The 22,850-nt window shown below is 61.9% G+C and carries 24 protein-coding genes; 2 read left to right on the plus strand and 22 right to left on the minus strand.

Annotated elements, in window-relative coordinates:
• Nucleotides 1-84 precede the first annotated feature (84 nt).
• The 10 genes from NLY33_RS14130 to NLY33_RS14175 all read right to left on the minus strand — a co-directional run bounded on the left by NLY33_RS14130 (nt 85) and on the right by NLY33_RS14175 (nt 8,739).
• Nucleotides 85-303: a hypothetical protein gene (locus tag NLY33_RS14130; protein WP_023691451.1), complete on the minus strand. Its 219-nt coding sequence runs from the start codon at nt 301-303 to the stop codon at nt 85-87.
• 73 nt (nt 304-376) lie between these two features.
• Nucleotides 377-1,384 (minus strand): class I SAM-dependent methyltransferase, encoded by a 1,008-nt coding sequence (locus NLY33_RS14135; protein ID WP_245262843.1) that lies wholly within the window; start codon nt 1,382-1,384, stop codon nt 377-379.
• Nucleotides 1,284-2,261 (minus strand): GNAT family N-acetyltransferase, encoded by a 978-nt coding sequence (locus NLY33_RS14140; protein ID WP_245260965.1) that lies wholly within the window; start codon nt 2,259-2,261, stop codon nt 1,284-1,286. The genes NLY33_RS14135 and NLY33_RS14140 overlap by 101 nt, the downstream gene beginning before the upstream one ends.
• A gap of 8 nt (nt 2,262-2,269) precedes the next feature.
• Nucleotides 2,270-3,427: a glycosyltransferase gene (locus tag NLY33_RS14145; protein ID WP_023704590.1), complete on the minus strand. Its 1,158-nt coding sequence runs from the start codon at nt 3,425-3,427 to the stop codon at nt 2,270-2,272.
• 7 nt (nt 3,428-3,434) lie between these two features.
• The gene (locus NLY33_RS14150; RefSeq protein ID WP_023704591.1) at nt 3,435-4,367 is read right to left on the minus strand and encodes a glycoside hydrolase 5 family protein; all 933 of its coding nucleotides are present in this window, start codon (nt 4,365-4,367) and stop codon (nt 3,435-3,437) included.
• A complete protein-coding gene (locus NLY33_RS14155; protein WP_023667975.1) occupies nt 4,360-5,121 on the minus strand; it encodes a TIGR04290 family methyltransferase in 762 nt (253 codons plus the stop codon). The genes NLY33_RS14150 and NLY33_RS14155 overlap by 8 nt, the downstream gene beginning before the upstream one ends.
• A gap of 3 nt (nt 5,122-5,124) precedes the next feature.
• Nucleotides 5,125-5,928, minus strand: a complete 804-nt coding sequence (locus tag NLY33_RS14160) for a sugar phosphate nucleotidyltransferase (RefSeq protein WP_023704592.1) — start codon at nt 5,926-5,928, stop codon at nt 5,125-5,127.
• Complete coding sequence (locus tag NLY33_RS14165) at nt 5,928-7,028, minus strand: CgeB family protein (RefSeq protein WP_023699986.1); 1,101 nt, start codon at nt 7,026-7,028, stop codon at nt 5,928-5,930. The genes NLY33_RS14160 and NLY33_RS14165 overlap by 1 nt, the downstream gene beginning before the upstream one ends.
• A 14-nt stretch (nt 7,029-7,042) precedes the next feature.
• A complete protein-coding gene (locus NLY33_RS14170; RefSeq protein ID WP_023667978.1) occupies nt 7,043-7,639 on the minus strand; it encodes a histidine phosphatase family protein in 597 nt (198 codons plus the stop codon).
• Nucleotides 7,636-8,739: an inositol-3-phosphate synthase gene (locus NLY33_RS14175; protein ID WP_023681094.1), complete on the minus strand. Its 1,104-nt coding sequence runs from the start codon at nt 8,737-8,739 to the stop codon at nt 7,636-7,638. Before NLY33_RS14175 ends, NLY33_RS14170 begins: the two co-directional genes overlap by 4 nt.
• 85 nt (nt 8,740-8,824) lie before the next feature.
• Here NLY33_RS14175 and NLY33_RS14180 point away from each other — a divergent pair, with 85 nt between their 5' ends.
• Nucleotides 8,825-10,639 (plus strand): hypothetical protein, encoded by a 1,815-nt coding sequence (locus tag NLY33_RS14180; RefSeq protein ID WP_245260966.1) that lies wholly within the window; start codon nt 8,825-8,827, stop codon nt 10,637-10,639.
• Between the two features lie 8 nt (nt 10,640-10,647).
• On the opposite strand, the gene NLY33_RS14185 is transcribed toward NLY33_RS14180, so the two are convergent.
• From NLY33_RS14185 to NLY33_RS14225, 9 genes are all read right to left on the minus strand, one after another.
• A complete protein-coding gene (locus tag NLY33_RS14185) occupies nt 10,648-10,833 on the minus strand; it encodes a hypothetical protein (protein WP_023667982.1) in 186 nt (61 codons plus the stop codon).
• 94 nt (nt 10,834-10,927) lie between these two features.
• A complete protein-coding gene (locus NLY33_RS14190; protein WP_023681096.1) occupies nt 10,928-11,968 on the minus strand; it encodes a UDP-glucuronic acid decarboxylase family protein in 1,041 nt (346 codons plus the stop codon).
• A 23-nt stretch (nt 11,969-11,991) separates the two neighbouring features.
• Nucleotides 11,992-13,095, minus strand: coding sequence for a CgeB family protein (locus tag NLY33_RS14195; RefSeq protein ID WP_023667984.1), 1,104 nt, complete (start codon nt 13,093-13,095; stop codon nt 11,992-11,994).
• On the minus strand, nt 13,092-14,186 hold the full coding sequence (locus NLY33_RS14200) for a CgeB family protein (protein WP_023667985.1): 1,095 nt from the start codon (nt 14,184-14,186) through the stop codon (nt 13,092-13,094). Before NLY33_RS14200 ends, NLY33_RS14195 begins: the two co-directional genes overlap by 4 nt.
• The gene (locus NLY33_RS14205; protein WP_023704594.1) at nt 14,183-15,313 is read right to left on the minus strand and encodes a CgeB family protein; all 1,131 of its coding nucleotides are present in this window, start codon (nt 15,311-15,313) and stop codon (nt 14,183-14,185) included. Before NLY33_RS14205 ends, NLY33_RS14200 begins: the two co-directional genes overlap by 4 nt.
• Before the next feature lie 2 nt (nt 15,314-15,315).
• Nucleotides 15,316-16,416, minus strand: coding sequence for a glycosyltransferase family 4 protein (locus NLY33_RS14210; RefSeq protein WP_023704595.1), 1,101 nt, complete (start codon nt 16,414-16,416; stop codon nt 15,316-15,318).
• Nucleotides 16,401-17,693 (minus strand): TIGR04295 family B12-binding domain-containing radical SAM protein, encoded by a 1,293-nt coding sequence (locus NLY33_RS14215; RefSeq protein ID WP_023704596.1) that lies wholly within the window; start codon nt 17,691-17,693, stop codon nt 16,401-16,403. Before NLY33_RS14215 ends, NLY33_RS14210 begins: the two co-directional genes overlap by 16 nt.
• On the minus strand, nt 17,690-18,763 hold the full coding sequence (locus NLY33_RS14220) for a GDP-mannose 4,6-dehydratase (RefSeq protein ID WP_023667989.1): 1,074 nt from the start codon (nt 18,761-18,763) through the stop codon (nt 17,690-17,692). Before NLY33_RS14220 ends, NLY33_RS14215 begins: the two co-directional genes overlap by 4 nt.
• Nucleotides 18,760-19,866 carry an NAD-dependent epimerase/dehydratase family protein gene (locus NLY33_RS14225; RefSeq protein WP_023707693.1) on the minus strand — a complete coding sequence of 369 codons (1,107 nt, stop codon included), beginning with the start codon at nt 19,864-19,866 and terminating at the stop codon, nt 18,760-18,762. The genes NLY33_RS14220 and NLY33_RS14225 overlap by 4 nt, the downstream gene beginning before the upstream one ends.
• A 216-nt stretch (nt 19,867-20,082) precedes the next feature.
• On the opposite strand from NLY33_RS14225, the gene NLY33_RS14230 reads away from it, so the two are divergent.
• Nucleotides 20,083-20,358: a hypothetical protein gene (locus tag NLY33_RS14230; protein WP_023667991.1), complete on the plus strand. Its 276-nt coding sequence runs from the start codon at nt 20,083-20,085 to the stop codon at nt 20,356-20,358.
• Nucleotides 20,359-20,573: 215 nt separating this feature from the next.
• Here NLY33_RS14230 and NLY33_RS14235 read toward each other — a convergent pair whose 3' ends face one another.
• The 3 genes from NLY33_RS14235 to NLY33_RS14245 form a co-directional block, all read right to left on the minus strand.
• The gene (locus NLY33_RS14235) at nt 20,574-20,900 is read right to left on the minus strand and encodes a low affinity iron permease family protein (protein ID WP_023681103.1); all 327 of its coding nucleotides are present in this window, start codon (nt 20,898-20,900) and stop codon (nt 20,574-20,576) included.
• Nucleotides 20,901-21,010: 110 nt separating this feature from the next.
• Nucleotides 21,011-21,493, minus strand: coding sequence for a DUF2269 family protein (locus NLY33_RS14240; protein WP_023691442.1), 483 nt, complete (start codon nt 21,491-21,493; stop codon nt 21,011-21,013).
• Complete coding sequence (locus NLY33_RS14245) at nt 21,493-22,779, minus strand: SDR family oxidoreductase (protein WP_023709601.1); 1,287 nt, start codon at nt 22,777-22,779, stop codon at nt 21,493-21,495. Before NLY33_RS14245 ends, NLY33_RS14240 begins: the two co-directional genes overlap by 1 nt.
• Between the last annotated feature and the right edge of the window lie 71 nt (nt 22,780-22,850).

Raw genomic sequence — 22,850 nt, forward strand, 5'->3', positions numbered from 1 at the left:
AGGCGTTGTCGACCGCCGAGAGGCTCACCGGCGGCCCTTGCACAGTTTTTCCTCCGTGCCGCGGCAAGACGCGGCGCGGTGGCGTCAGTCCTTCAGCAACCGGTTTGCGGCGTGATCCTGAAATTGATCGGACTTGATTCGATTGCCGTCCAGCCCGCGCTCTCGGCTATGTTGCTTCCTGTCGCGGTTGGACAAAACCGCGTTTTCTTCGATCTTGTCCTTGTCCAAGGTGGTCATTGCGCCGGCGCCGGCACCTTTGCCTTGGCTGCCTTGGCCGAAATGCTTTTTGCCGCCGGATGCCATGATCTCCTCCTTCGAATCCAGGACACCGATCGGTGCCGACGCCCGAACCGGCATCGCGCTGTAATGTTCCGTCTCACCCAGCAAGCAGGAAGGCGTCGCCATCCCATGACCGAAACGGCTTCTCGCCGTCGATGATGACCCGCAATTGGTGAGCTTGCGCAAGACGGCCGATGTCGGCCCGGTCCAAAGAAAGCGATCCGCGATAAGAATAGTTCAGCAATGCGAGCCGGCCCGGCCGTTTGAGAACGCGCGCAATTTCATCGAAAAGCCGCTCAGCCATGCCGGCCAGGACCAGGTAGGGAAAGCTGTCGACCGCCAACACGCAATCGAAACTGTCGTCGTCGAAGTCGGCCAGATCGAGACCGGAGGTTTGGCGCAGTTCGACATTGCCGAGCGCTGCGCATTGCTCGGAGGCGATAGAGATCATCCGCGAAGATATGTCGATGCCGACCATCCGCTTGAAGGAATTGAACAGCGCGCGCTCGAAACGTCCGATGCCGCAACCGATGTCGAGAATGTCTCGTTGAATTCCGGTGAATTCTCGCGCCTCGAGCCATTCAACGATTTCGTCGGTCATGGCTGTCAGCCGCTCGTCATCGCCAAGGGATCCTAACTGGACACTTGCCGCGGTCGAAATTGCTGCCGCGGCATCAAAACTCGAGGCCAGCCTCCTGACCACGGCGATATCCGTCTCGCCGTTACCGCGTTCATGCCGAACGGCGCCGCCTGTCGCTCGCAAAGTGGCAAGGACGCCCGGTTTGTGGCGCAGCAGTCCAGCGACCTTTCGCAGTCTTTCAGCATCGCCGGTATTCGCCGGACGGACTTTCAGCACGACCTCCGCCAATTCCGCCGCTTCAATTGTGGGCGGCAGGTGAAGCGCCAGCCTGACGAGAACAGCTTCGGCGCAGGCACCATCGGCCACACAACCTTCGACCGCCCGTCTGACCGATGTCCGGCGCTGCGCGTGCACACTCATGACATCAACTCCGCGTCCAGATCCTCCGCATCGTCCACCTGTCGACGGCGCCCCAGCCATATTTGTAGGCTTCCTGGCCGCGCAGGAAGTCGAACTCGCGCGCATCCTCGCGGATCGACTCCGCGATCGCGTGGCCGATCAGGATCGCACCTGGGCTCTCCTCGGCATAAGCAGGATCGAGGCCGCCGAGATAGGCATAGGCGCGGCCACGGTGGTGAAATCCGTAATAGGCGGCGACAGTCGTGCCATCGATCGCGAGCAACCAGCATCGGACCAGACCGTGAGCATCGAGCAAGGGAAGTGAAAGCCCATGGAACTGCTGCACGGTGGGATCGGCCAAGACACCACCTCCATGTCCAACCCAGCGCGCATGGTGCAGACGGATCAATTGGTTCAGGAAGTTCTGATCACCCCGAGCTGACGCCAACGCGAGCCGGCCGCGTCTGGACGCCGCTTGGCGCGCCCGGCGCAACTGGCGCCTGCGCCGAGCGGGAACGCAGCCGGCCAACGTTTCGTCGCCGGCAACAGCAAGTACGGGGCAGGCTGCATGAATTACCGGCCTCTCGACCGTTAAACCGGGATGCGCGATCGTAAGACCGGCACTGTTTTGCGGCAGATCAGACAAGATCCATTGTGACCACCCGACCGAGCAGATCGTTTCGGCAATTGTGGACACGACCGCCGCCTCGATATCCCGGACAGCCAGGATGTCCAGATAATCGCTGAGCGAAATACCGACCGGAAGCAGCTTCGAACCGGCCGTTCCATGCTCGAGATAGAGTGGCGCCAGCCCGACCAGATCGCCGCCACGCCAGACCGCGACTGTCGCCAGTTCACCGGGTGCGAATGCGCGCCACCATGGCACCAGCCAGGCGGGGGATTGGAACGGCGTCGCAGAGGAACTCTGCTCCCACAGTTTCCACCAGTGCGGCGTCAAGGCATCGAATTTTACGGGGTCATCGATGATTTCGCTGCGCAACACTGCTTTTCTCACGGTGCCGCAGCGAAGCGCCTGCAATCGGTGCCAAGTTGTGCCAGGGCCTGATAGGCAGCCATATACGACGAGATCATCCGTTCCAGCGAAAACCGCCGTCGCGCTTCAACCCGGCACGCCTCGGCGTCCAGGCTGGGCGCCGCAAGAATGGCTTGGGCCATCTCGTCGACTGTGTTGACGAGAAAGCCCGTCCTGCCGTGCTCGATGACATCCGCAAGCGCACCATTCGGGAATGCGACCACCGGGGTACCGCAGGCGAGGGCCTCCATGGCGACAAGCGAGCTTGTCTCGGCGGCGAGGCTTGGAATGACCAGACAGCGGGCTGCGTTGAGAAAGCGCCTCTTGGCGTTAAAACCGAGCGGGCCCAGGAAGCGGCGGCGAGCATCAAGACGGGATTGGACCTCGTCGCGAAAGTAGCGCGTATGTGTTTCGTAAGGATAGACCTTGCCGCCGATGACCAGGGGCACGCCCGCCTGTTTGGCCGCGTCCAGGGCCAGGTGAATGCCCTTTTCCGGGCAGACCCGGCTGAGAACCAGGGCAAAGTCTCGCTTCGGCTGCACCAGGCTCAGTGCTTCGATGTCAACGCCGTTGGGAATCGGCGCCACCAGTCTGGCCCCTGGTGGCGCCGTTTGCTGCTGGGTGGGCGAGACCGCATGGAGCCACAGGTCGTCGCGCGTCGGTCGCAGAGCCTCGGCCGGATACCAGTCCAAGGGCAGGTGGAGGCTCACCAGGGTCGGACCATCGTCGGGCAGATAGGCATGAAAATCGATGCCGTGCAGATGAACCACATCGATCGGCCATCGGGCGCGGGCAGCGGCGATCGCTTTGCGATGAGCCTGCTGCGCGCGGCTCTTCGCCGCCTCGTCGAGCACGCCGTTTTCAGCCGGTATTTCCACAAGGGTACCGCTCGCGCTGGAGCCGCGGCAGCCAATGACGATAGAGCGGTGGCCGGCGCGAACCAGCTCCCGATCGAGCATCGACAGAACCTGTTCGGCACCGCCGACAGCATCGGGTCCGACGGGTGCGAGAGGGTAGGCGACATTGAGGACAGTGAGCGCCGCGGCTGGTTGCGCCTCAGTCCCGTATGCCGCACCACCTGTCGATGATGCCGCTAATTCGTCCAATGTGTCAGGCGTCTGATGCATTGGCAGCATGACACTTTCACGCTGCCGAGGCCCGCCGCGTCGGGAGCGAAGCGGACGTCATGCCGGGCGCATAGCGGCGGATCATGGTTGCGCAGAATTCCGCGAACTCCTCCGGCGCCAGTGGCGGGCTGGTGTGGTGGGGCATCATTCCCCGATGCTGCGGTGTAAAGCAAAAGGTGACCGTCACGTCGAAATCGGCGAGTGCCTCCATCTGCCGGTCGAACCAGTCCAGCGCGTTCGGCCGGAAGCTGTCTGCCCAGGAAAGCCCCGTGCGCATATTGGTGACGCCCAGCCGCTTCATCCAGGCGACGGCATTGTCCAGCCGGGGGTCCTCGAAATGAAACCACTGCACCAGCCCCATTGCGGGCGTGTAGCGCAGGAACTCCTCCAGCGCAGGTTTTGGCGTACCGTCCTGGCGCAGCAGCCCCATGTGGAAATGTCGATAGTAAGAAGAGCCCTCCGCCTCGCGATGCCGCGTCGTTGCTTCCCATTCGCGCGGAAGATCGTAGAGGCTGTACCACTGGATGCGTGGTGCGTTGCCAATCAGCAACTCAGCGGTGCGCTTGAGCCCCCAAACCTGGATTTCTTCCGCGCCGAAGGTCGATACGCCGACTTCGCTGACCCAGATGGGAAGGTTGGTGACGGTCGCGATCTCGCCAATCTTCTGTGGCCATTCGTGGATCTGCCACAGGTTCCAGTCGAGCGGAAAGCCGTGCACGGCGACGGCATCGACATGGTCCAGCACGCCGAATTCCTTCATGCGGGTGATAAAGCCCGGATCTATCGGCGAGATGCCACCGAGTACTTTCGTCAAAGACGGGTTCTCCGACGCGATTGCGTCAGCCGACAAGATCGCCATCCTGGCAAAGCGGCTCCAATCGGGATCGAGCTCTGGGTCCCAATGCGATTTGTTGTTGGGCTCGTTCCAGATCATGGCGGCTTCAATCATGGAGCTGTCCTTTCGAGGGGTAGATGGCGCCGCCGCCGGCCGGGTCCCCGGCTGCGCGGCAGAAATAGACCTCCTGCTCGGGGTGTAAAACGATCTCGAAACCGGCGCTGCGCAGCATCGCTTCGGTGCAGGCGCGGTTTGGAATCCACCAGTTGGTGGGATCGTCGGCATAGCGGTGCTCGATAAAATGCAGCTTGGGAAACTGCGGCTGGTCGAACAGGTCATGCGTCCAGAAATGATAGTTTTCTTCCAACTCGGGCAGATCCGCGCTGCCGCGCTGCATGGACTGGAAGATCATCAGGTCACGGGCGACATGTTCGCGGATCAGGTCGAGCGCGAGCAAGGGGTGGCGCAAATGGTAAAGCACCCCCATGAACAGCACGACATCGAACGTCTCGCGCAGCGAGCCGACGTCGTAGACCGAAAGCTTCTGGAATTCGATCTCGCAATCGGCAACCTCGGCGGCAAAGCGAGCCTGCGCCAGGTAGGCGTCATCGAAATCGATGCCGAGGACACGGTCAGCACCTCGCCGTTTCATCTCGATGGAGTAAAATCCTGCATTGCAGCCGATATCGAGTACGGCCTTGCCCCTCAGATCAGCGGGAATGGCATTGGCAAATTTGCGCCATTTGATCAGCGGGTAGTTGCCCAGAAAATGGTTGGGAGCGGTTTGGACGCCGGCAAGTTCCATGTTGTGGAACCATGGGCCGAGCGCATCGATGCGGCGGCGGATTTCGGCATGGGAATGCAGCATGGCTCAGGCTCCTTCGCCAGGAACGACGGGTACATGCGACTGCGCGCCGGGCATGATCATGGTGGGCCGGCGCTGCGCGGATGAGGCGTCGTTTTCAAGCAACCGCAGAGCTGTTCGATAGCCGTTGAAAGTGCCGACATCGACATAGTCCGACCCAGCCCTGACACCAAAAGCTGTACCGCCGGCCGCAATATAGGCGTTGACCAATGTGCCGATATATTCGTCACTGCGCTCGCGCTCACGCCAGAGTGCCGCAAGCTGATGCAGGATATGGCCCGGCATCTTGAACGCACCCCAAACCCAGTTCGTGGTGGCATCCTGTCGTTTGACCTGGATTTCGATCACGCGCTCGTGGACGTCGGTGACGACGGCGTCGAAGAATTCCGGCTGATCCACCGGGAAAAGCAGAAATGAGAGCTGATCGTCGGGCAAATGGCGGAAACCGTCCTCGGGAAACCAGATCGTATCGGGAAGGCCGACCAGGACGACCTCGTCGGGCGCGACGAGGGGCGCCGCCCGGAAGATCGCATCGCACAGACCGACGGGGTTCGGCTGCACCACGAAGAGAGCCGCCGCGTCACCGTAGCCGGCGGCGTAGTATTCAAGGATGTCGGATTTGCCCGATCCGATGATGAAGCAAATCTTGTCGACGCCGGCCTGCACCATGCGCCGTACCAGATACTCGCTCACGGCGCATGGACGCTCGGTCTGTCCATCGATCCGGCTACCGACCGGCAGCAGCTCTTTCGAGAAGCCGAGCGGCTGAATGCGGCTGCCGCGCCCGGCAGCGGGTACGATGCCCAACATCAGACCGCTTCCCTCATCGGTTCGCCGGGAGATCTTTGAAAGGCCTCGTTCAGGATGCGATCCAGTTCCGCCGCGCGCCGTGCGGAAGTGTGTTCGCCCAAGACCCGGTCGCGGGCACGCCTTCGAATGCCGTCGAGCTCGCGCTCCGGCAATCGCAATGCGGCGACCACATCATCGGTGTCATGCGCCAACAAGATTTCGCGGCCGGGTTCGAAAAATTCGGCCAGGCCCGGCCATGCATCGGTGACGATGGCAGCCCCACACGCGGCCGCTTCGAAGAGCCGTCCCGACGGGCACCAGCCCTTTTGCGCCATCGCCTCTCGGGTGACGTTCAGTGTCAGGCGAGATGATGAGAAGAAAGCCGGATGGTCGGCTGGCGGAAGATGCCTGACAAAGAAGATGTTGTCGCTCCATGGGAATTCCTGCGGATATTGCGCGCCGCCAATGATGAAGCGGTGGTCAGGCAGGCGCGCGGCCGGGCGGACCAGCAGCTTTTCGACGCCGGCCTGGCGATCCGCCGCGTAAGTTCCGAGATAGGACAGATCACCGGCGAATTCGGCCCGCTTCTCTGCCGGCCGGTGTTGGTCGGGATCGACATGCCCATAGAGAGGTACCACGTGACGCGCGCCTAAAACCGACTTAAGCGCCTCGATCGCAGAGCCGCCGGTGTAACTCAAAACGAGGTCGAAATCCGCAAGACCCTCAGGTCCGAAATAGGGCGGACGCTCGCCTTGCTCGATGCGGGCAAGCGTGACCGGAGTGTCGAGATCGTAGAAGACACGCAATCCGCGACCTGTCTGCTGCGCCAGCCGTGAGGCCTCCACGGCGTCGGCACAGTAGGAGGTAACGACGACGACATCCGCTTGCTTCATTGCCCGCTCCGCAACGCGACGGATGTCTTCCCAGTCCGGATAAATGACGACGTTGCCGCCATCGAGCCGATCGAGATCACGCGTCCCGGCATAGTAGGGGGTATCGCGTTCGAAGAAGGTGATGGACCATCCCAGCCGACCCAGGGCGCGGATCAGTCCGCGCCAGAGCGTGGCATGGCCGTTGCCCCATGATGATGTAACGGTGAGACCGAAAATGACCATCTGCATCCGGAAAGTCCTCGTCAGGCAGCTTCGTTCATTCGCAGGAGCTTGGAGCCCCAGTCACCCGACACGATCGTCGTGATCGAGGCTGGATCGATGTCGAAGCGGAAGCAGTCGCCGACCGGCAAGCCAAGCACCTTGCAGACGGCGGCCTTGATGACGTCGGCGTGGCTGACCAGGGCGACACACTGGTTCGGATGCCGCTCGCGCACTGCGTTCATCAGTGCGACGATCCGCTCCTGGACATCCAGCATGGTCTCGCCGCTCGGTGTCCTGGCCTCCTGCCGCTGGTCGTTCCACGCCCGCCAGCCGGCATCGCCATTCAACTCGTCGAAAGTCTTTCCCGACCAATCGCCGAAATCGATCTCGTCGAGTTCGGCGCAGATCGCGATTTCGCCGACGCCGCAGGCAAGCGCGATCGGCACGGCCGTCTCTTGCGTACGCTCACGCGGGCTGCACAAGATGGCTTCAATCGGCTCCCGGGCCATGCGGCCACCAAGATGCGCGGCCTGCGCCTTCCCAGCCTCGCCAAGGCAAACGCCGTCCATCCGTCCTGCAAGATAGGAGCCGACATTGTCGTGCGCTGCATGACGGATCAAAAAGAACGTTGTCGTCATTCCGCGGCATCCAGCAAAGGCTCGTCCTTGCCGGCGATGAAAGCGAGCGTGCGCTGCCGCGCTTCGGCGTCGGTGAACTGTTCGGGAGGCGACTTCATGAAATAGCTGCAGGGGCCGGTCAGTGCTCCCGCTATGCCGCGATCGAGCGCAAGCTTGGCGCAGCGTATCGCATCGATCACCACGCCGGCTGAATTTGGAGAATCCCAGACTTCCAGCTTGAGCTCGGCGTTGAGCGGCACGCCGCCGAAGGTCGTCCCTTCCACCCGGATATAGGCCCATTTGCGATCGGTCAGCCACGGTACGTGGTCGCTGGGTCCGACATGAATATTGCCCGGCTCCAGGGGAACATCGAACTGGCTGGCCACGGACTGGGTCTTGGAAATCTTCTTTGATTCCAGCCGCTCGCGTTCCAGCATGTTGAGGAAGTCGGTGTTGCCGCCGAAATTCAGCTGATAAGTGCGATCGATGCGCACACCGCGCTCGCGGAAGAGATTTGCCAGCAGGCGGTGAACGATGGTCGCCCCGACCTGGCTCTTGATATCATCGCCGACCAGCGGCAGCCCTCGCTGCTCGAAGCGCCGGCGCCATTCCGGACGTGAGGCGATGAAAACGGGTATGCAGTTGACGAAGGCGCAGCCGGCCTCAAGCGCGCATTCGGCGTAGAAGCGCGTCGCCTCCTCGGAGCCCACCGGCAGGTAAGAGACCAGCACGTCGGCGCCGCTGTTGCGCAGGATTTCGCTGACGTCGGCAACCGGCTCCGGCGCCTCCTCGATTTCGTCGCGCAAGTATTTTCCGATGCCGTCAAGTGTCGGTCCGCGCTCGACGCGAACGCCGTTTGCCGCCGCATCGGCAAAGCGGAACGTGTTGTTCGGGGCGGCGTAGATTGCTTCAGCGACGTCGAGGCCAACCTTGCTCCTGGCGACGTCGAATGCGCAGACAATCTCGATGTCGTCGACATGGTAGCCGCCGAGGTCGGCATGCATCAGCCCTGGGATTGGTTCGTTGCTCTTTGCGTGACGATAATAAGAGAGGCCCTGCACCAGGGAGGATGCGCAATTGCCGACCCCGACGATACCGACACGAACCTTTTTCGATCCCACGAAACTGCCGCCCTATGCTGTTCAAAGGTAAGTTCCTGCCGCCGAACCACCAGCGTGCCGGAATGTTCCTTGGCCTGCCGAAAAATTGCGCAAGACAGCATGGATCGAAGCAGCGCTCGCTGCGTTGCCGCAAGGCAAAGCATTGGAAAACCGATCGATGATCGTTTACGGCGACCAGAAGCGGAGGCAGAGCGCAGAACGGCTTCGCGAAGCTGCCAGCGAGATTGCTCAAAGTCTGGACCGCATGGCTCGTGGCCTCCGACGCCATGCCGCGTTGGTCGGGCTATTCATCAGCGTATCGGAACTGGTTCGCGCGCTTGCCGATGTCGATTTCGAGACCAGCGGCATCGACATCTTTTCGCCGCGGCAACAGCAAGGCGCGAGATTGCTGGTTGGTCTTGCGGCCGAGGTGGCGAAGTCGTGGCGAAGCGGTTTCGCCGTGGGCGGTGGCATCGACCCAGGACTTCTCCAACTGCTGGACGGGTTGGATTGCGAGGCTGAGGTTCTGACCGGTTCTGCCGAGGGTTACGCGCATTACGCGCTTTATCCCGAAAGCTATTTGGGAGCGGCGCAGGAGTCAGGTCTCGATGCGAACACATGCGTGATCGGCATCCGCAGCATCGGCCTGGGGCTTGCCGCCATAGTGGCTGCCGCGATTGGCGCGCCGGCGCCGTTCAGCGTTCGTCCGGTCGGCCATCCTTTCCGCAGGCACATCAATGCCGATCCGCGCTCGATCGCTTCCTGGAAGAACAATCCATCGGCATGCTTCGCCGTTGTAGACGAGGGTCCCGGTCTGTCCGGCAGTTCGATGCACGCCGTCGTCGCGTGGCTGCGGGAACTGGGTATTGGTATGGACCGCATTCACCTGTTTCCCAGCCATCCTGGCGACCCGGGCATCGAAGCGTCACGGGAGGCCAGGGAGACATGGTCGCGCTGTCCGAAACATGTGGCGACGGCGCTCGAATGCACCTTCCCCGAAAGCTCGAACATTCCCACGCTGCGCGACTGGGTGGCCGAGGCGGTCGGCAGCCCCGAATTACGCCTGACCGAACTGTCTGGTGGCGAATGGAGGAGCGTCCACTACGTCGACGAAAAGCATTGGCCGCCGAGCCCGCGCGGCATCGAGCGGCGTAAATTCCTGGCGTCCGCGGGGTGTGGTCGCTGGCTCGTCAAATTCGCCGGCCTCGGCGAAACCGGACGGCGTAAGAGACGAGCCGCGGAAATGTTGGGGAAAGCCGGGTTGGGATCGCAAGTGGTCGGGCTTTGCCACGGCTTTCTGGTCGAACGGTGGATTGACGGCACCACGATGGACCAGGCGCCGCTGCCCAGAGGAAGGCTGGTCGCGGAGTTGACGCGCTATCTAACCTGGCGGGCGCTCAATCTCCGAACCTGCGAACCGGGTGCATCATTGCTCGCACTCGCGGAAATGGCTGCTTCCAATACATCTGAAGCCCTGGGCGAGAACCGAGCGGCGACGTTGCGCGGTTGGCTCTCGAAAAAAACCCCTGCGTATGTTCTGCAGCGGGTGGAAATCGACGGAAAGCTTCACGCGTGGGAGTTTCTCGTTTGTGCCGACGGCACGGTGCTCAAGACAGATGCCGTCGACCATTGCCGGGCACACGATTTGATTGGCTGCCAGCCGATAGAGTGGGACATTGCCGGCGCCCGTGTCGAATATGGACTATCCGACAGCGATGTGACGACATTGGTCGAGGGGATGGGGCTCGATATTGACAATGGCCACATCGATTTTTTCGAACCCTGCTATTTGGCGTTCCAAATCGGGCTCTGGAGCACGGCTGCGCAATCCGAAAATGGCCAGGAAAAAGCAAGGCTGGCCGCGACCGCAGACCGATACAGGGCGGGGCTGATACGATTCCTGGACGAATCTCAGGTGTAGCGTTTCGATCAATCCAGCCTTCGTAGCATGTCTGCTTCCTGCTCGAGAATAGCGGCCACTTCCTCGCGCTGCAGATGCGTCATCATCAGGCTGACGCAGCACTCGAGATAGGTGATCGAGGAGCGCCGCAGATAGGCAGCCGCCTCGCGTTCGGCAATCTTGTCGACATCCTTCGCGGGTCGCTTGGGTTGCATGAGGATGATCCTCCGTATCGGGTCCCTCCCGCCAAACTACAAGGTTGGATGGATGTTCCGCACGATCTCCGGGCAGGTCCGGCCGCGGCCCACGTCATGCAGGAAGGTTCTGCAGCCCGCCTGCGGGTCTCCTTTTGGCAAGGCCTGTCATCTGATCGCCGATGCCGGTGCCTTCGAGCGCCGCGAAATAATCGATCGTCAGCTTGAGCCCTTCGTTGAGCGGCACTCTCGGCGACCAGCCGAGCAGCGTTTTCGCACGCGAAATATCAGGCTGCCTGCGCCGAGGATCGTCTTGCGGCAGGGGCAGAAATTTCAGATCCGACTTGGTGCCGGTCATCGCCTTCACCAATGCCGCCAGTCGCACGATGGTGAATTCTCCGGGATTGCCCAGATTGACCGGCTTGCCCGGATTGGGGTCGATGTTCATCAGGCGCATCAATCCATCAATCAAGTCGGAGACATAGCAGAAGGATCGCGTTTGCTGGCCGTCGCCGAATATCGTCAGCGGACGCTTCTCGAGCGCCTGCATGATCAAATTCGAGACGATGCGACCGTCGGCCGGATCCATTCTCGGACCGTAGGTGTTGAAGATGCGCGCCACGCGGACGTCGGCCTTGCCGGCTCTTAGATAGTCGAAGCAAAGCGTTTCGGCGGTGCGCTTGCCCTCGTCGTAGCAGGCGCGTGGGCCGGTGCAGTTCACATGACCGACATAATCCTCCCTTTGCGGGTGTTGTTCCGGATCGCCATACACTTCGCTCGTCGAGGCCTGCAGCAGTCGCGCGTCATTGCGGACAGCGAGTTCGAGCAGGTTGAGGGTTCCGATCACGCAGGTACGCGTGGTGTGTATCGGGTCGGCCTGATAACGCGGCGGTGAGGCGGCGCAGGCCAGGTTGAAGATGTGATCCACGGGCTCGCCGAGATCCAGTGGCCGGCAGATGTCCTGCTCGATCAACCGGAAACCCGGCCGGTCCATGATCGAGATGATGTTTTCCATGCGCCCGGTCAGAAAATTGTCGACGCAGATCACGCGCCAGCCGTTGCGGAGCAATACTTCGCAAAGATGCGAACCGAGGAAACCCGCGCCGCCGGCAACAAGCACCGTCTTTGCCCTGTGCGCCTTTCTTGTCTGTCGCATCGCTGTTTTCTCCTGTCTGCCGTTCATGCTGCACTTCCAATGTCGAGATCGAGGGCCGTCGCCCTTGGTTGGGTCAGCGCCGCCACGAATTCGCGAGCCCTGGCCCCACCGGTGTGGGAAGCGAGGACGAGTTTGCGAGCCCGGCCGGCCATGGCCAGGCGTGCGCGCTCGGACTCGCCAACGAGGATATCGATGACTTCGTCCGTCTCCGCGGCGGTGTGGATCGCCGATGCGGGAAAGAAGCTGTCGAGCCCTGGCCAGCGGTCGCTGACGATGGGCGTGCCGCAAGCCGCCGCTTCGAACAGGCGCACGCTGGGCGACCATCCTGCGGTGATCATGGAACTGCGTGTGACATTCAGCGTGTAGCGCTGACGGCTATAGAACGCGGCGTGATCGGCTGGCGGCAAATGTTCGATGCGTTCGACATTGTCCGGCCAGATGATGTCGGATGGATATTGGGAGCCGGCCACGACGAAACGGAGGTTCGGCATATGCCGTGCGGGCTCGAGCAGCAGAGCGTTCAGCGTTGTCTGCCGGTCCATGCTGTAGGTGCCGAGATAGCCGAGATCCCAGCGGATCGGATCTCCTGTCGGGTGATGCCGTTCCGGATCGACCGAACAATAGAGAGGTTCGGCATGGCGCGCGCCGAAGTCTTGCGCCAGATGGCTGAGCGTTGGTCCGCCGGTGAAGGAGAAATAGACATCGAAATACGGAATTTGCCGCGAACTCAGATAATCGCAATCGTCGGCTGAAAGCTTGGCCAGGGTCACCGGGGTGTCGATGTCGTAAAAGCAGAGCTGCCCCTTGCAAAGCGAGGCGACGATGTCGATGACCTGGCGTCCTTCTGGAACAAAGGATCCGATGACGATGATGTCGGCCTGCTCCAGGCACTGTGCGTAGTCGCGTTGCAGCTCCGCAGTGGTTTCGTAGTAGCGCAAGGCGCAGAACTCCGGTTCGCGCAGATCGCGGTGATTGGCGTACCATGGCACGTTGCGCTCCAGAAAAGTCACGTGGTGACCGAGTCCGTGCAAGCCTTTCAAAAGACCTCGAAAAGTGGTGGCGTGACCGTTTCCCCACGATGAGGACAGCGACAGGCCGAGAAAGACGATGTCCAGTTTCTTGGTCATTCCGCTGCCTCCACGGCCCCGTGCTCGAAATGACGTTTGAAGACGGCATCCGCCACATCCGCCCGAAGCGCGTAGGTATGGTCCGCCAGCACGCGGTGAAGTGCGGCTTGGCCGATTGCCTTGGCCCGACCGGGGGTCAGCGAGCGCATTATTTCGGCGACATCGCCGCCGTCACGCGCGACCAGGATCTCCTCGCCTGGTTTCAGGAACAGTTCCACGCCCAGCCATGCATCCGTGATGAGACAGGCGCCGGCGCCAGCCGCCTCGAACACTCGCGTGGCCGGTGAAAAACCGTTGGCGGCCATGCTGTCGCGGCTGATGTTCAACACGGCTTTTGGGGTGACATTGAAGGCGTTGTGATCGCGGGTGCCGACATGGCCGAGCCAGCCTACATTGGTGGGGAGCGGCTTGTCGCCCCAACCCGAGCCTCCGAGCAGGAAACGCTGTTTCGGCAGCTGGCTGGCGGGATCGAGGAAAAACGACTCGACACGCGCTTCACGGTCCGGCAGCCGGTTTCCGAGGAACGCCAGGTCGCAGGCAAAACGCGCTTTGCTGGCGACCGGATGGTGCGTTTCGGGATCGAGCGCATTGTAGATGGGCACGCACTCCTTGGCGCCCATGGCACGATAGGCCCAGACAACGGGATCGCCGCCACCATAGGTCAGCACGAGGTCGATCTCCTGCAGTGCACGATGGAGCGGGTGGTCCGGCTCGTCGCGCAACTGGGCAAGCGTGGCTGGCGCATCCACGTCCCAGAATACGACAAGCGCGTCGCTGCGGGCGTGGTCGAGAACGGCGCGAAGCAGCGCCTCGTCTTCGAAACCGACGCCGCTCGCCTTGACGACGATGTCGGCGCCGGCGGCACGTGCCGCGACCTGCATCAGCGCATGCTGGGTCGCCTCATAAACGACGACAGTGCACCAGTCGGGAGCTTCGATGTCGCGGTTCTTCTGCCGGTCGTAGACATCGGGTTCGTAGAACGTGATCTCGTAACCCAATTGCGAAAGTGCCTTGAGCAAACCGCGATAGTACGTCGCGGCACCGTTCCAGTAGGACGACAAAAGGCTCGATCCATAGAATGCGATCTTCATGCGACGGCTTCCTTTGCGGCTGTCGGGACGGCGGTGTGTCGGTTCGCGCATTGCGTGAGCACGCCGAGCAACTCGTCGACGCGGTGGCGGCAGGTGTGCCGCGAGCGGATGGTCTCGAGACCCGAGGTCACCAGGGAGGCCGCAAAGTCCTCGTCGGACAACACCGTCCGAAGCTGTTGCCGCATTTGCGAGCCATTCTCGGCAAACAGGAAGTCGACACCGGGCCTGAAAAGCTGCTCGACATCGGACCATGGCGCTGAAATCAGCGGAATGCCGCAGGCGAGTGCCTCGAACATGCGGATCGTCGGGATTCCGGGCAACCTCTCGCGATAGGGGCGCCGTGGAACGTGAACGGTGACACGATGCGCGGCGAAGGCCTTCGGCACGTCGGCATTGGCGATCCACCCCTCATAGCGCAGTCCTGCGGTGGCCAGATCCGCAAGTGCGGTCTTGGGGTAGCGTACGCCGTGAACAGCGGCATCAAGGCCGAGATCGTGCACCGGCTCGATCAGAAACTCCTTGAGTTCGGCGGTCCGCTCATCATCGCCCCAGTTGCCGATCCAGACCAGATCGGAGGTGGGGTGGATCTCCGGGTGCGGCTTGAACAGGCGATCGTCGGCGGCTTCATGCCAGGTGAAGACGCGCTTGCCCCAGCCGGCGCGCAGATAGCTCTCGCGCAAGGTTTCGCCAAAGGCGAGAACGCCGTCATAGTGCTCCAGCCGGAGCGCCGAGAGTGCCTCGGTCGCCGACACGGCCCGGTGGTGAGTGTCGTGAAAAAGAAGGATGAAGTTGCCGCCGGCGGCCCGGGCACGGCCAACACGTGCGACAAGCTCCGGATCCGTCCACTCATGAACGATCACAACGTCGGCCTCGGCGATCCAGGCTTCATGATCAAATCCGGCATCGTAGGTCACCGGCATCAGTTCGGGGAAATCCTTGCGGAAGCGTTCGATGGCGAACGACCCCTTCTCAGCCAGCAGATTCGACCGGCTCCAGCCATCCGCCGGCTCCAGCGCAATCGCCTGATGCCGGCGCTGGACCAGCTCTCGCATGACGCCGCGCAGGAAATGGGCATTGCCATGGTTCCAGTCGGAAACGACCGAATGGGTGTAGAACACAAAGCGCATGATCAGCGCTCCGCCATCGCTAAGGCCGCTTTGTCGTAGACGCCGCGCATGGCCGCTGTCTGCTTTGTCAGCCTAAACCTGCGGCTGCGTCGGACGGCTGCCTGGCCAAGCTCTCGCCGGAGCTCGGCATCGCAGGAGAGACGGTTGAGGCAGGCAGCGAGATCGTGCGGATCGCGCGCGTCAAAGAATATCGCGGCCCCGTCCCATAGTTCGCGATAGGTGGCGATATCGGAAAGCACCAGGGGCGTAGCCGACATGGCGGCTTCCAGCGCGGCCAGGCCGAATGGCTCGTAGAGCGATGGCGATACGAAAACGCCGGCGCGAGCCATCAACGAACGCACCTCGTCGGACGGCACTGCTCCCAGAGGAACAGCATGGCTGAAGCTGACATGCTCGCCGTTTGGGCCGTTCGTCGACCCGGCGGCAAACAGAGGCCATCGCGTCAGGGACGCCGCCTGGTCGACCACCGCGGCATTTTTGCCCTCGTCCCACCAGCGGGCAGCAGCGAACACGAGCGGTTGATGCTTTTCGGCCTTCGGCAGAGGACGGGCACCATTTGTGACCACACTCAAGCGCGCGATCGGGCCGTAGCAGGTCTCTAGCATGTCGGCATGGCTGCGGCTCGGCGCGATGACCGCGTCGGCCCGATCCATGCCGCGTCTGTTGCGCTCCTTCTGCCAGGCCCATGCCCCATCCGCCGCCTGTCCTCTGACCGCATGGAACCAGGTCGTCACGCAGGAATGGGAGACCACCACGACCGGGCATGGCGCGTCGAATCCCGCCGCCTGCGAAGGCGCGTTGAAATGGACAAGGTCGATGGCGTGGTCGCGCATGGGCGCATGCAACTCCCGAGGCAGCGCGTCGAGATCACCGCCGTTCCGGGTCATCCAATCCGGCGGCGTGTTGAGCCAGATCAGCTTCGCGAAAGCCTCCGCCTCGTCGGCCTGCTGCCTGGACGGTGGCGGACCGAGGCCGGCAAGCACCACGCTATCGCCGCCGTTGACAAGTTCCCTGGCCAGGTCGAGCGCATAGCGCCACACGCCGCCCACGGCGTCGACCGTCATCAGGATGCGCCGCGAGCGCGGCGTCAGTGTCCGCAACATGTCGCCTCCAGTTCCGCCAGCGGACGCGGGCGCCTTTCCTGGATGTCGCTGAACTTCTGGAATGATGCGAGATAGTGATCATGGGCGCGCTCCCAGGCGAGGTCGTCGGGTTCGCCCCAAAGCTCGCGATAGCTTGGCGAACTCGGATATGGATAAAGCGGTACGGGTTCATTGGCCCACACGCCGTTGTCGATGAGGTGCGTTCGCCAGTAGTCCACAAGGGCAGGGTCATCCTCGACGACGCCGATCAGATTGGCCTGTACGAACGGAACGTGACGCCTGGCATTGACGAGCAGCGCGGCAAGTTCCTCGGTACCCAGCCGGCAGCGTTTCGCCAGCATCGCACGACCTTCCACGGTCAGGCTTTCGAGGCCGGCCTCGATGGAGACGCAGCCAGCCGCACCGAGCAGTTCCAGCAGCTCGGGTTTCCAAAGGTCGATGCGGGTCTGCACACCGAACTTCACGTCGCGATCGATCAACGCTTCCAGCAGCGCTTTTTGCGGCAGGAAGATTTCATCGATGAAATAAATGTAGCCGACGCCCTGGGCAATCAGCCCATCGATTTCCGCTATGACCGCCTCGTGGTTGCGGCGGCGATAGGCATCGCGGAAATCGATCTTGGCGCAGAAGCTGCAATTGTAGGGACAACCGCGCGATGCTTCGACCTCCGCGCCGAACCCAACCTGATTGTCATCGAACCTGTGATGGTGATGCGAATGGGCAGCGATCCAGTCTGATGGCCATTGGAGTGGCGGATGATCGACAAACGAGCTGGCGTGGACGCCGCCGGTCAAAACCACCTTGGCCTCGCGCAGGTAAGCGGTCGAGGGCACCGCGCTCCAGTCGTCACGCCGGGCAAGTTCCGCGACGATTTCCTCGCATTCGCCGCGCACAACAATGTCGACGCCAAGCTTGCGCAAGGTTGGCGCGGGCGTAGCCGAGCCATGCGGCCCGGCCGCGACTGTGCGTCCACCGCGCCCGGCGAGACGGTTGAGGAAATCGGCCGGCACGCGCAACTCGGGTGGTGCGCAGCGCCAGAACAGATAAGTCGGGGCGGTACTGACGACCGTCATTGCAGGCGCGAAATCAGCCACACGCTCGGAGAGGTCCGAGTTGTCGAGCTTCTGCAATTGCCCATCCAGCATCAACACCTCATGGCCGGCTGTTTCGAGCAGGGATTTCGAATAGCCGAGTTCCAGCGGGAGATGTGGTTGGCGGCAGCCGAAATAAATGCTGTCGTCATAGGTCCAGAACGGGTTTACCAGGGCAATTTTCATGCGACGTACCTCACGACTTCGGGGCGAGGCTGGAGCCGGTGTTGTTGCAGCCAGTCTGCGAGATCGCGAATGCCTTCGCGCCATGAAACACGAGCTTTCCAGCCAAGCATCGCTTTGATCTTGCGGGTGTCGGCGACGAAGAAGGGCTGATCGCCGGTGCGTTCGCCATCATGGCGGATCGAAAGCTCACGGCCGGTCAAGCTACGGATCTCGCCCAACAGCATGCGCAGGCTGATCGCATTATCGGGGCCGCCGCCAAGATTGAATGCCTGTCCTTTGGTCGTCTCGATACGATCGAGCGTGGCCCTGTAGGCGGCGACCGCATCGGAGACATGCAGTATGTCGCGCACTTGTCTGCCGTCGCCGTAAATGGTGATTGGACGTCCCGTCAGCGCACTCAGCAGGAAGTGCGCGACCCAGCCTTGATCCTCGGTTCCGAACTGGCGCGGCCCGTAAATGCAGCTCATCCGCAGCACCGCCGTCGGCATGCCGTAGGATTTGGCATAGTCGAGCACATATTGGTCCGCCGCGCCTTTGGAGCAGCCATAGGGCGTGCAGAAATCCAGGCCGTGGGTCTCGTCGATGCCATTCGCTTGGATGATGCCGTCGCAAGGCAGGTAACGATCGCCGTCCTCGCGCACCGCGACGTCGGGCAGGCTGCCATAGACCTTGTTGGTGCTGGCGAAGACCACCGGAACAAACTCACTGCTCAGCCGCGCCGCCTCGAGGACATTGAACGTTCCTCGAAGGTTGATGTCGAAATCCTCGTCCGGTTGGACCAGGCTCGTTGTGACGGCGGTTTGCGCGGCCAGGTGGAAGATCGCCTTGGAACTCCTCAGAACGGGCGCAAGCGCGTTGGCGTCGCGCACGTCAATCGTTTCGACCATGAGGCGGCTTCCGTGTTTCTGCGCCAGCCATTCAAGGTTCTGTTCGACGCCGGGGCGGCTGAGATTGTCGATCACCAGCACCGGCTCGCCATCCGACAACAGGCTGTCGGCCAGGTTCGATCCTATGAAGCCGCTGCCGCCGACAATGGCGACGGGCGCGTCGCGTCGATTGCGCGTATTCATGACACCAGCCCACGTTCTTCAAGCTCGCGTTTCATGTCGGCGCCGCGGTCGATGGCGGACGAGTTGCGCACCCAGGAAACGAAATCGGCGAGCGAATTCTCCAGTTGTTGCCTCGGCTCGAAACCGAGCAGCTCACGGGCCTTGGAAATATCGGCGAAGCAGTTGCGGATATCCCCGGAGCGCGCCTTGCCGAGCAACTCTGGCGAGCGGTCCGGCGTTCCCATGGCCTCGGCAAGTACCCGCGCGACGTCGCTGATAGCATAGGCTCGGCCGCTGCCGATGTTGATGACGTGACCCCTTGCCTGGCGTTGCTGCAGCGCAAGACGAAAGGCGCGGGCGACGTCATCCACATGGACGAAATCGCGTTTCTGTTCGCCATCCTCGAAGATCATTGGACGTTGGCCGTTGGCGAGACGCGAAGCAAAATTGGCCAACACGCCGGTATAGGGGTTCGATAACGCCTGGCCGGCGCCGAAGACGTTGAACAGGCGCAGCGCGACCGCATCGATGCCATAGGCTTCGCCGAAGATCAGCACGGCGCGTTCCTGGGCGTATTTCGTCAGTGCATAGATAGAGGCGAGATCGACCGGCTTTTCCTCGTCCGTCGGCAGGGGGGAGAGGGGTTCGCCTTCCGGCGACAGCGGATTCCACTGTCCGTTTTTGACGTCGCTCGCCTTGCGCCGGGCATTGTCGATGCGCCGGCCGTCCGATGTAGCATAGAGGCCCTCGCCATAGACACTCATCGATGAGGCGACGACAATGCGCTCGACCGGGTGTTTGATCAGCGCCTCGAGCAGCGTCGCGGTGCCGAGATCGTTGGTGCCGACATAGCGCGCGATCTCGTACATCGACTGTCCGACGCCGACTTCCGCGGCCAGATGAATGACCGCGTCAACGCCTTCCAGCGCCTTGGCGACCGCCTCCCGGTCCCGAATGTCGCCCTTGATCAGCTCGGCCCCGGCGGGAAGGGCGACTGTTTCGCCTGCGTGCACCTGCTCCAGCAGCACATCCAAAATGCGAACCGAATAATCCTGCTCGATGAGTTCCTGGGCGACATGCCGGCCAATGAAGCCGCAGCCCCCTGTAACCAATATCCGTTTCACGACCACTCCTCAGACAGGTAATCTTGGCGACCCGAACTTTTCGGCAAAAGGTTTGTTCCCTTGGCTTCAACAAAGTTCCTTTGGCCGGCTTCGTTCGGAAGCAGCCACATCGCGCTCGCCGCGCCGTGCCGGAACATTGCCGCCCTTGTGCTGTTAGGACGCCGGCAGCCCGACGATGCCCGATGTTGGCAACGCCGATGATCAAAGGAGATTTCAATGTCCCAGTCGCAAACGACCACCAATCACGACGAAATCCGCAAATGGGCCGAGGAGCGGGATGGACGGCCGGCAGTGGTTCGCACCAAAGGGGCGGGCGGCATCCTGCGGATCGACTTCGGCAAACCCGAGGAAGCATTCGAGCCGGTCGAATGGGACGAGTTCTTCCGCATATTCGACGAGAACGATCTGGCCTTTCTTTACCAGTCCAAGACTGGTGACGGACAAACCAGCCGTTTCAACAAGTTCGTCGAGCGCAACCAGAAAGGCGAATGACGCACTTCGAGCCGGCCGATTTGCCTGACCTGGTTCTCGGGCAAATTTTTCTGGATGCAGTGGAACAATAGAGGGCTCCGATCCTTCGGTCGCTGAACCACAGCCGCAGCAAGGATCGAAGGCCTGGGCCTGAGCGCAGGAGGCGGCGGGGCTGGATAGGCGTCAAAAGCTGGAAACCCGCTACTCGTCCTGCCGTGAAACCAAAACGCCGCTCATCAGTCGTCCTGCTGCCTGCGGTGGCGGTGTTTTTCGATTTCCTCGGGCTCTTCATCGTCGATCCGCGTGATGTTCGAGGCATTGTGGTCTGATCGCAGGATCTCATCCAGTTTGGCGTGAATGGCCTGAGTGTCGCGGTGCTCGGCACGCTGGATGAACAGCGTCATGGCCCACGTAAACAAGGTAGCCGCTCCATGCCAGTCCAGGGTTTGTCGCTCGAAGATCATCCAAAGGATTGCGTAGACCAACAGGATCAGGAATGCCGCGGGGCGGGAGGTTAATGTGCCGATTGAAGTAAGCACGCCGGTGACGGGATGATTGGCCATGCGAAAGAACTCGCGGCAGTGACCGTGGTTCCCGACCGCAGTGCATCGCGCCGGCACGAGCCAGCTAGGCGCGACGAATGAATTCACGGCGCAGTGCTTGCCGATCGCAGCTACAACGATGACCACTCGATTGCCGGGCGCGCAATCATCAGCCAGAAAATGGCGAGCACGGCGCCGAAAGCTGGGAAGCCGAAGACAAACCAGCGTCTGAACAGCTGATGGTAGCGCTCGGGAGGAGGTTGGTTGGAGAGTGCGGCCTGTGTGGCTAGATTCCGCATCTCGATCTGCATCCACACGACAGGCAGCCAGAACAGGCCCGTTAAGATGTAGAGCAGGATCGAGAGAACGATCCATCCTTCGGACAGCGAATACCCCGCAACCCTAGCGAGGCCCAGTCCGGTCAGAGGTTGTGCGACAACGGCCGTAGCCGTGAACAGGAAATCAGCCAGCACGACAATTCGGGCGACAGCTGCGATCGTCGCGGCATTCCCGGTCCGGTGTGCCAAAAGCATGAAAAAAGCAATGCCGGCACCAGTTCCGAGCAGCACAGCAGCGCCGATCACGTGCAGGTATTTAAGCACGAAGTACGTCATCAGCGTTCCTCCAGAATGGCCAGCGCTGCAAAATGCAGAACGAGGATCGGGAGGATTTTGATCAACGGCCCGAGTGGCTCAAGCCAAAGATCCGGCCGCAGAATGCTCCCAGCGATCGCATAGAAAAGCGATACCGCGATTGCGCCGAAAAGACCAAGCCGGCTGGTTGGGCGACAGGCGATAAGCGCCCCGACGGCGATGTCAGCCAGCGCGCCGGCGACTACCGCCGGTTCGGCCAAGGGGCCGGCAGCAGTGCCAATCAGCAAGTCAACTCCGCTGCGCCAGCCGGCGGTGAGGGAAATGATGCCGGTCATGATCCAGAAGAGCGGCAAGACGACAAAGAGCGCCGGCTTGACAAAGTAAAGACCGGCGAACCATCGCTCCTGCACGGTCGCAGGATTTAAACGCAGTGCAGATGCAAGACTTGATGGTTGAATGCCGGTCGCCGTCATCCACGGCTGGGGATCGCCGACAGCGCCACGGGCAATCTCTTTTGCTGCATTGCTGCGCATCGGCGGGCGCCAGCCCAGCTGAGCCGCGGCATCCCCGAACCTGTACAAGATAGCTGCGGCCCAATTCGGCAAGATGAACTCCCGAGCACTGCTCCATCCGAACCAGCGGCGATAGCGACCCACGACCTCGCTCATCGAAAGTGCCTCGGGCCCAGCCAGGTCCAGCTTGAGGTGCGATGGGCTGCCGGGTTTGAGGAAGAACAGGACGGTGGAGATCACGTCATCGAGTTGGACGACTTGGAGACGGCCCGTGTCGGGCATCAACGGCAAGAGCGGCAACGCCGCGAGGCCGCGAAAAAGTGCACTTGCGCCGAAGGCCGGCCTTCCCAGCACTACGGAGGGGCGCAGGATGACCCAGTCAAGGCTACGTGCCATCAGTGCCTCATCGCCGGCGAGCTTGCTGGCGGAAAAGGCGGACGGCTGCTGGCGATCGACCCCGATGGCAGAAAAGTGGATCACCTTGTTCACACCTGCGTGCTCACACGCGGTGAAGAGAGCCGAGGCGCCGGTAGAATGGACATGCCGGGTGTTTTCCCGGGCACTATCCTGCAGGACGCCGGCACAGTTTACGACGGCGTCCACACCGGCGAGGTAGGGGGTCCAGTCCTGAGGTCGCAAGCCCCGCGCCATATCCACGGAAACGGTTTGGATCTCCGGGTGGACGCCAGTGTCTGCGTGGTGAAGCACGCGAACCACTTCATGACTCTCGCCGGCCAAACGCGCGCAAAGCGCGGCTCCAATCAGACCTGACGCGCCGGTGACGAGAATTTTCATTCCTTCCTCCAGCCGTTCGCCAGCGCGTGCCCGTCCATCAACCCAGCGGCTGCGCCTGGGAGAACTCTAGC

This window comes from Mesorhizobium sp. C432A, from assembly GCF_030323145.1.
Taxonomy (GTDB): domain Bacteria; phylum Pseudomonadota; class Alphaproteobacteria; order Rhizobiales; family Rhizobiaceae; genus Mesorhizobium.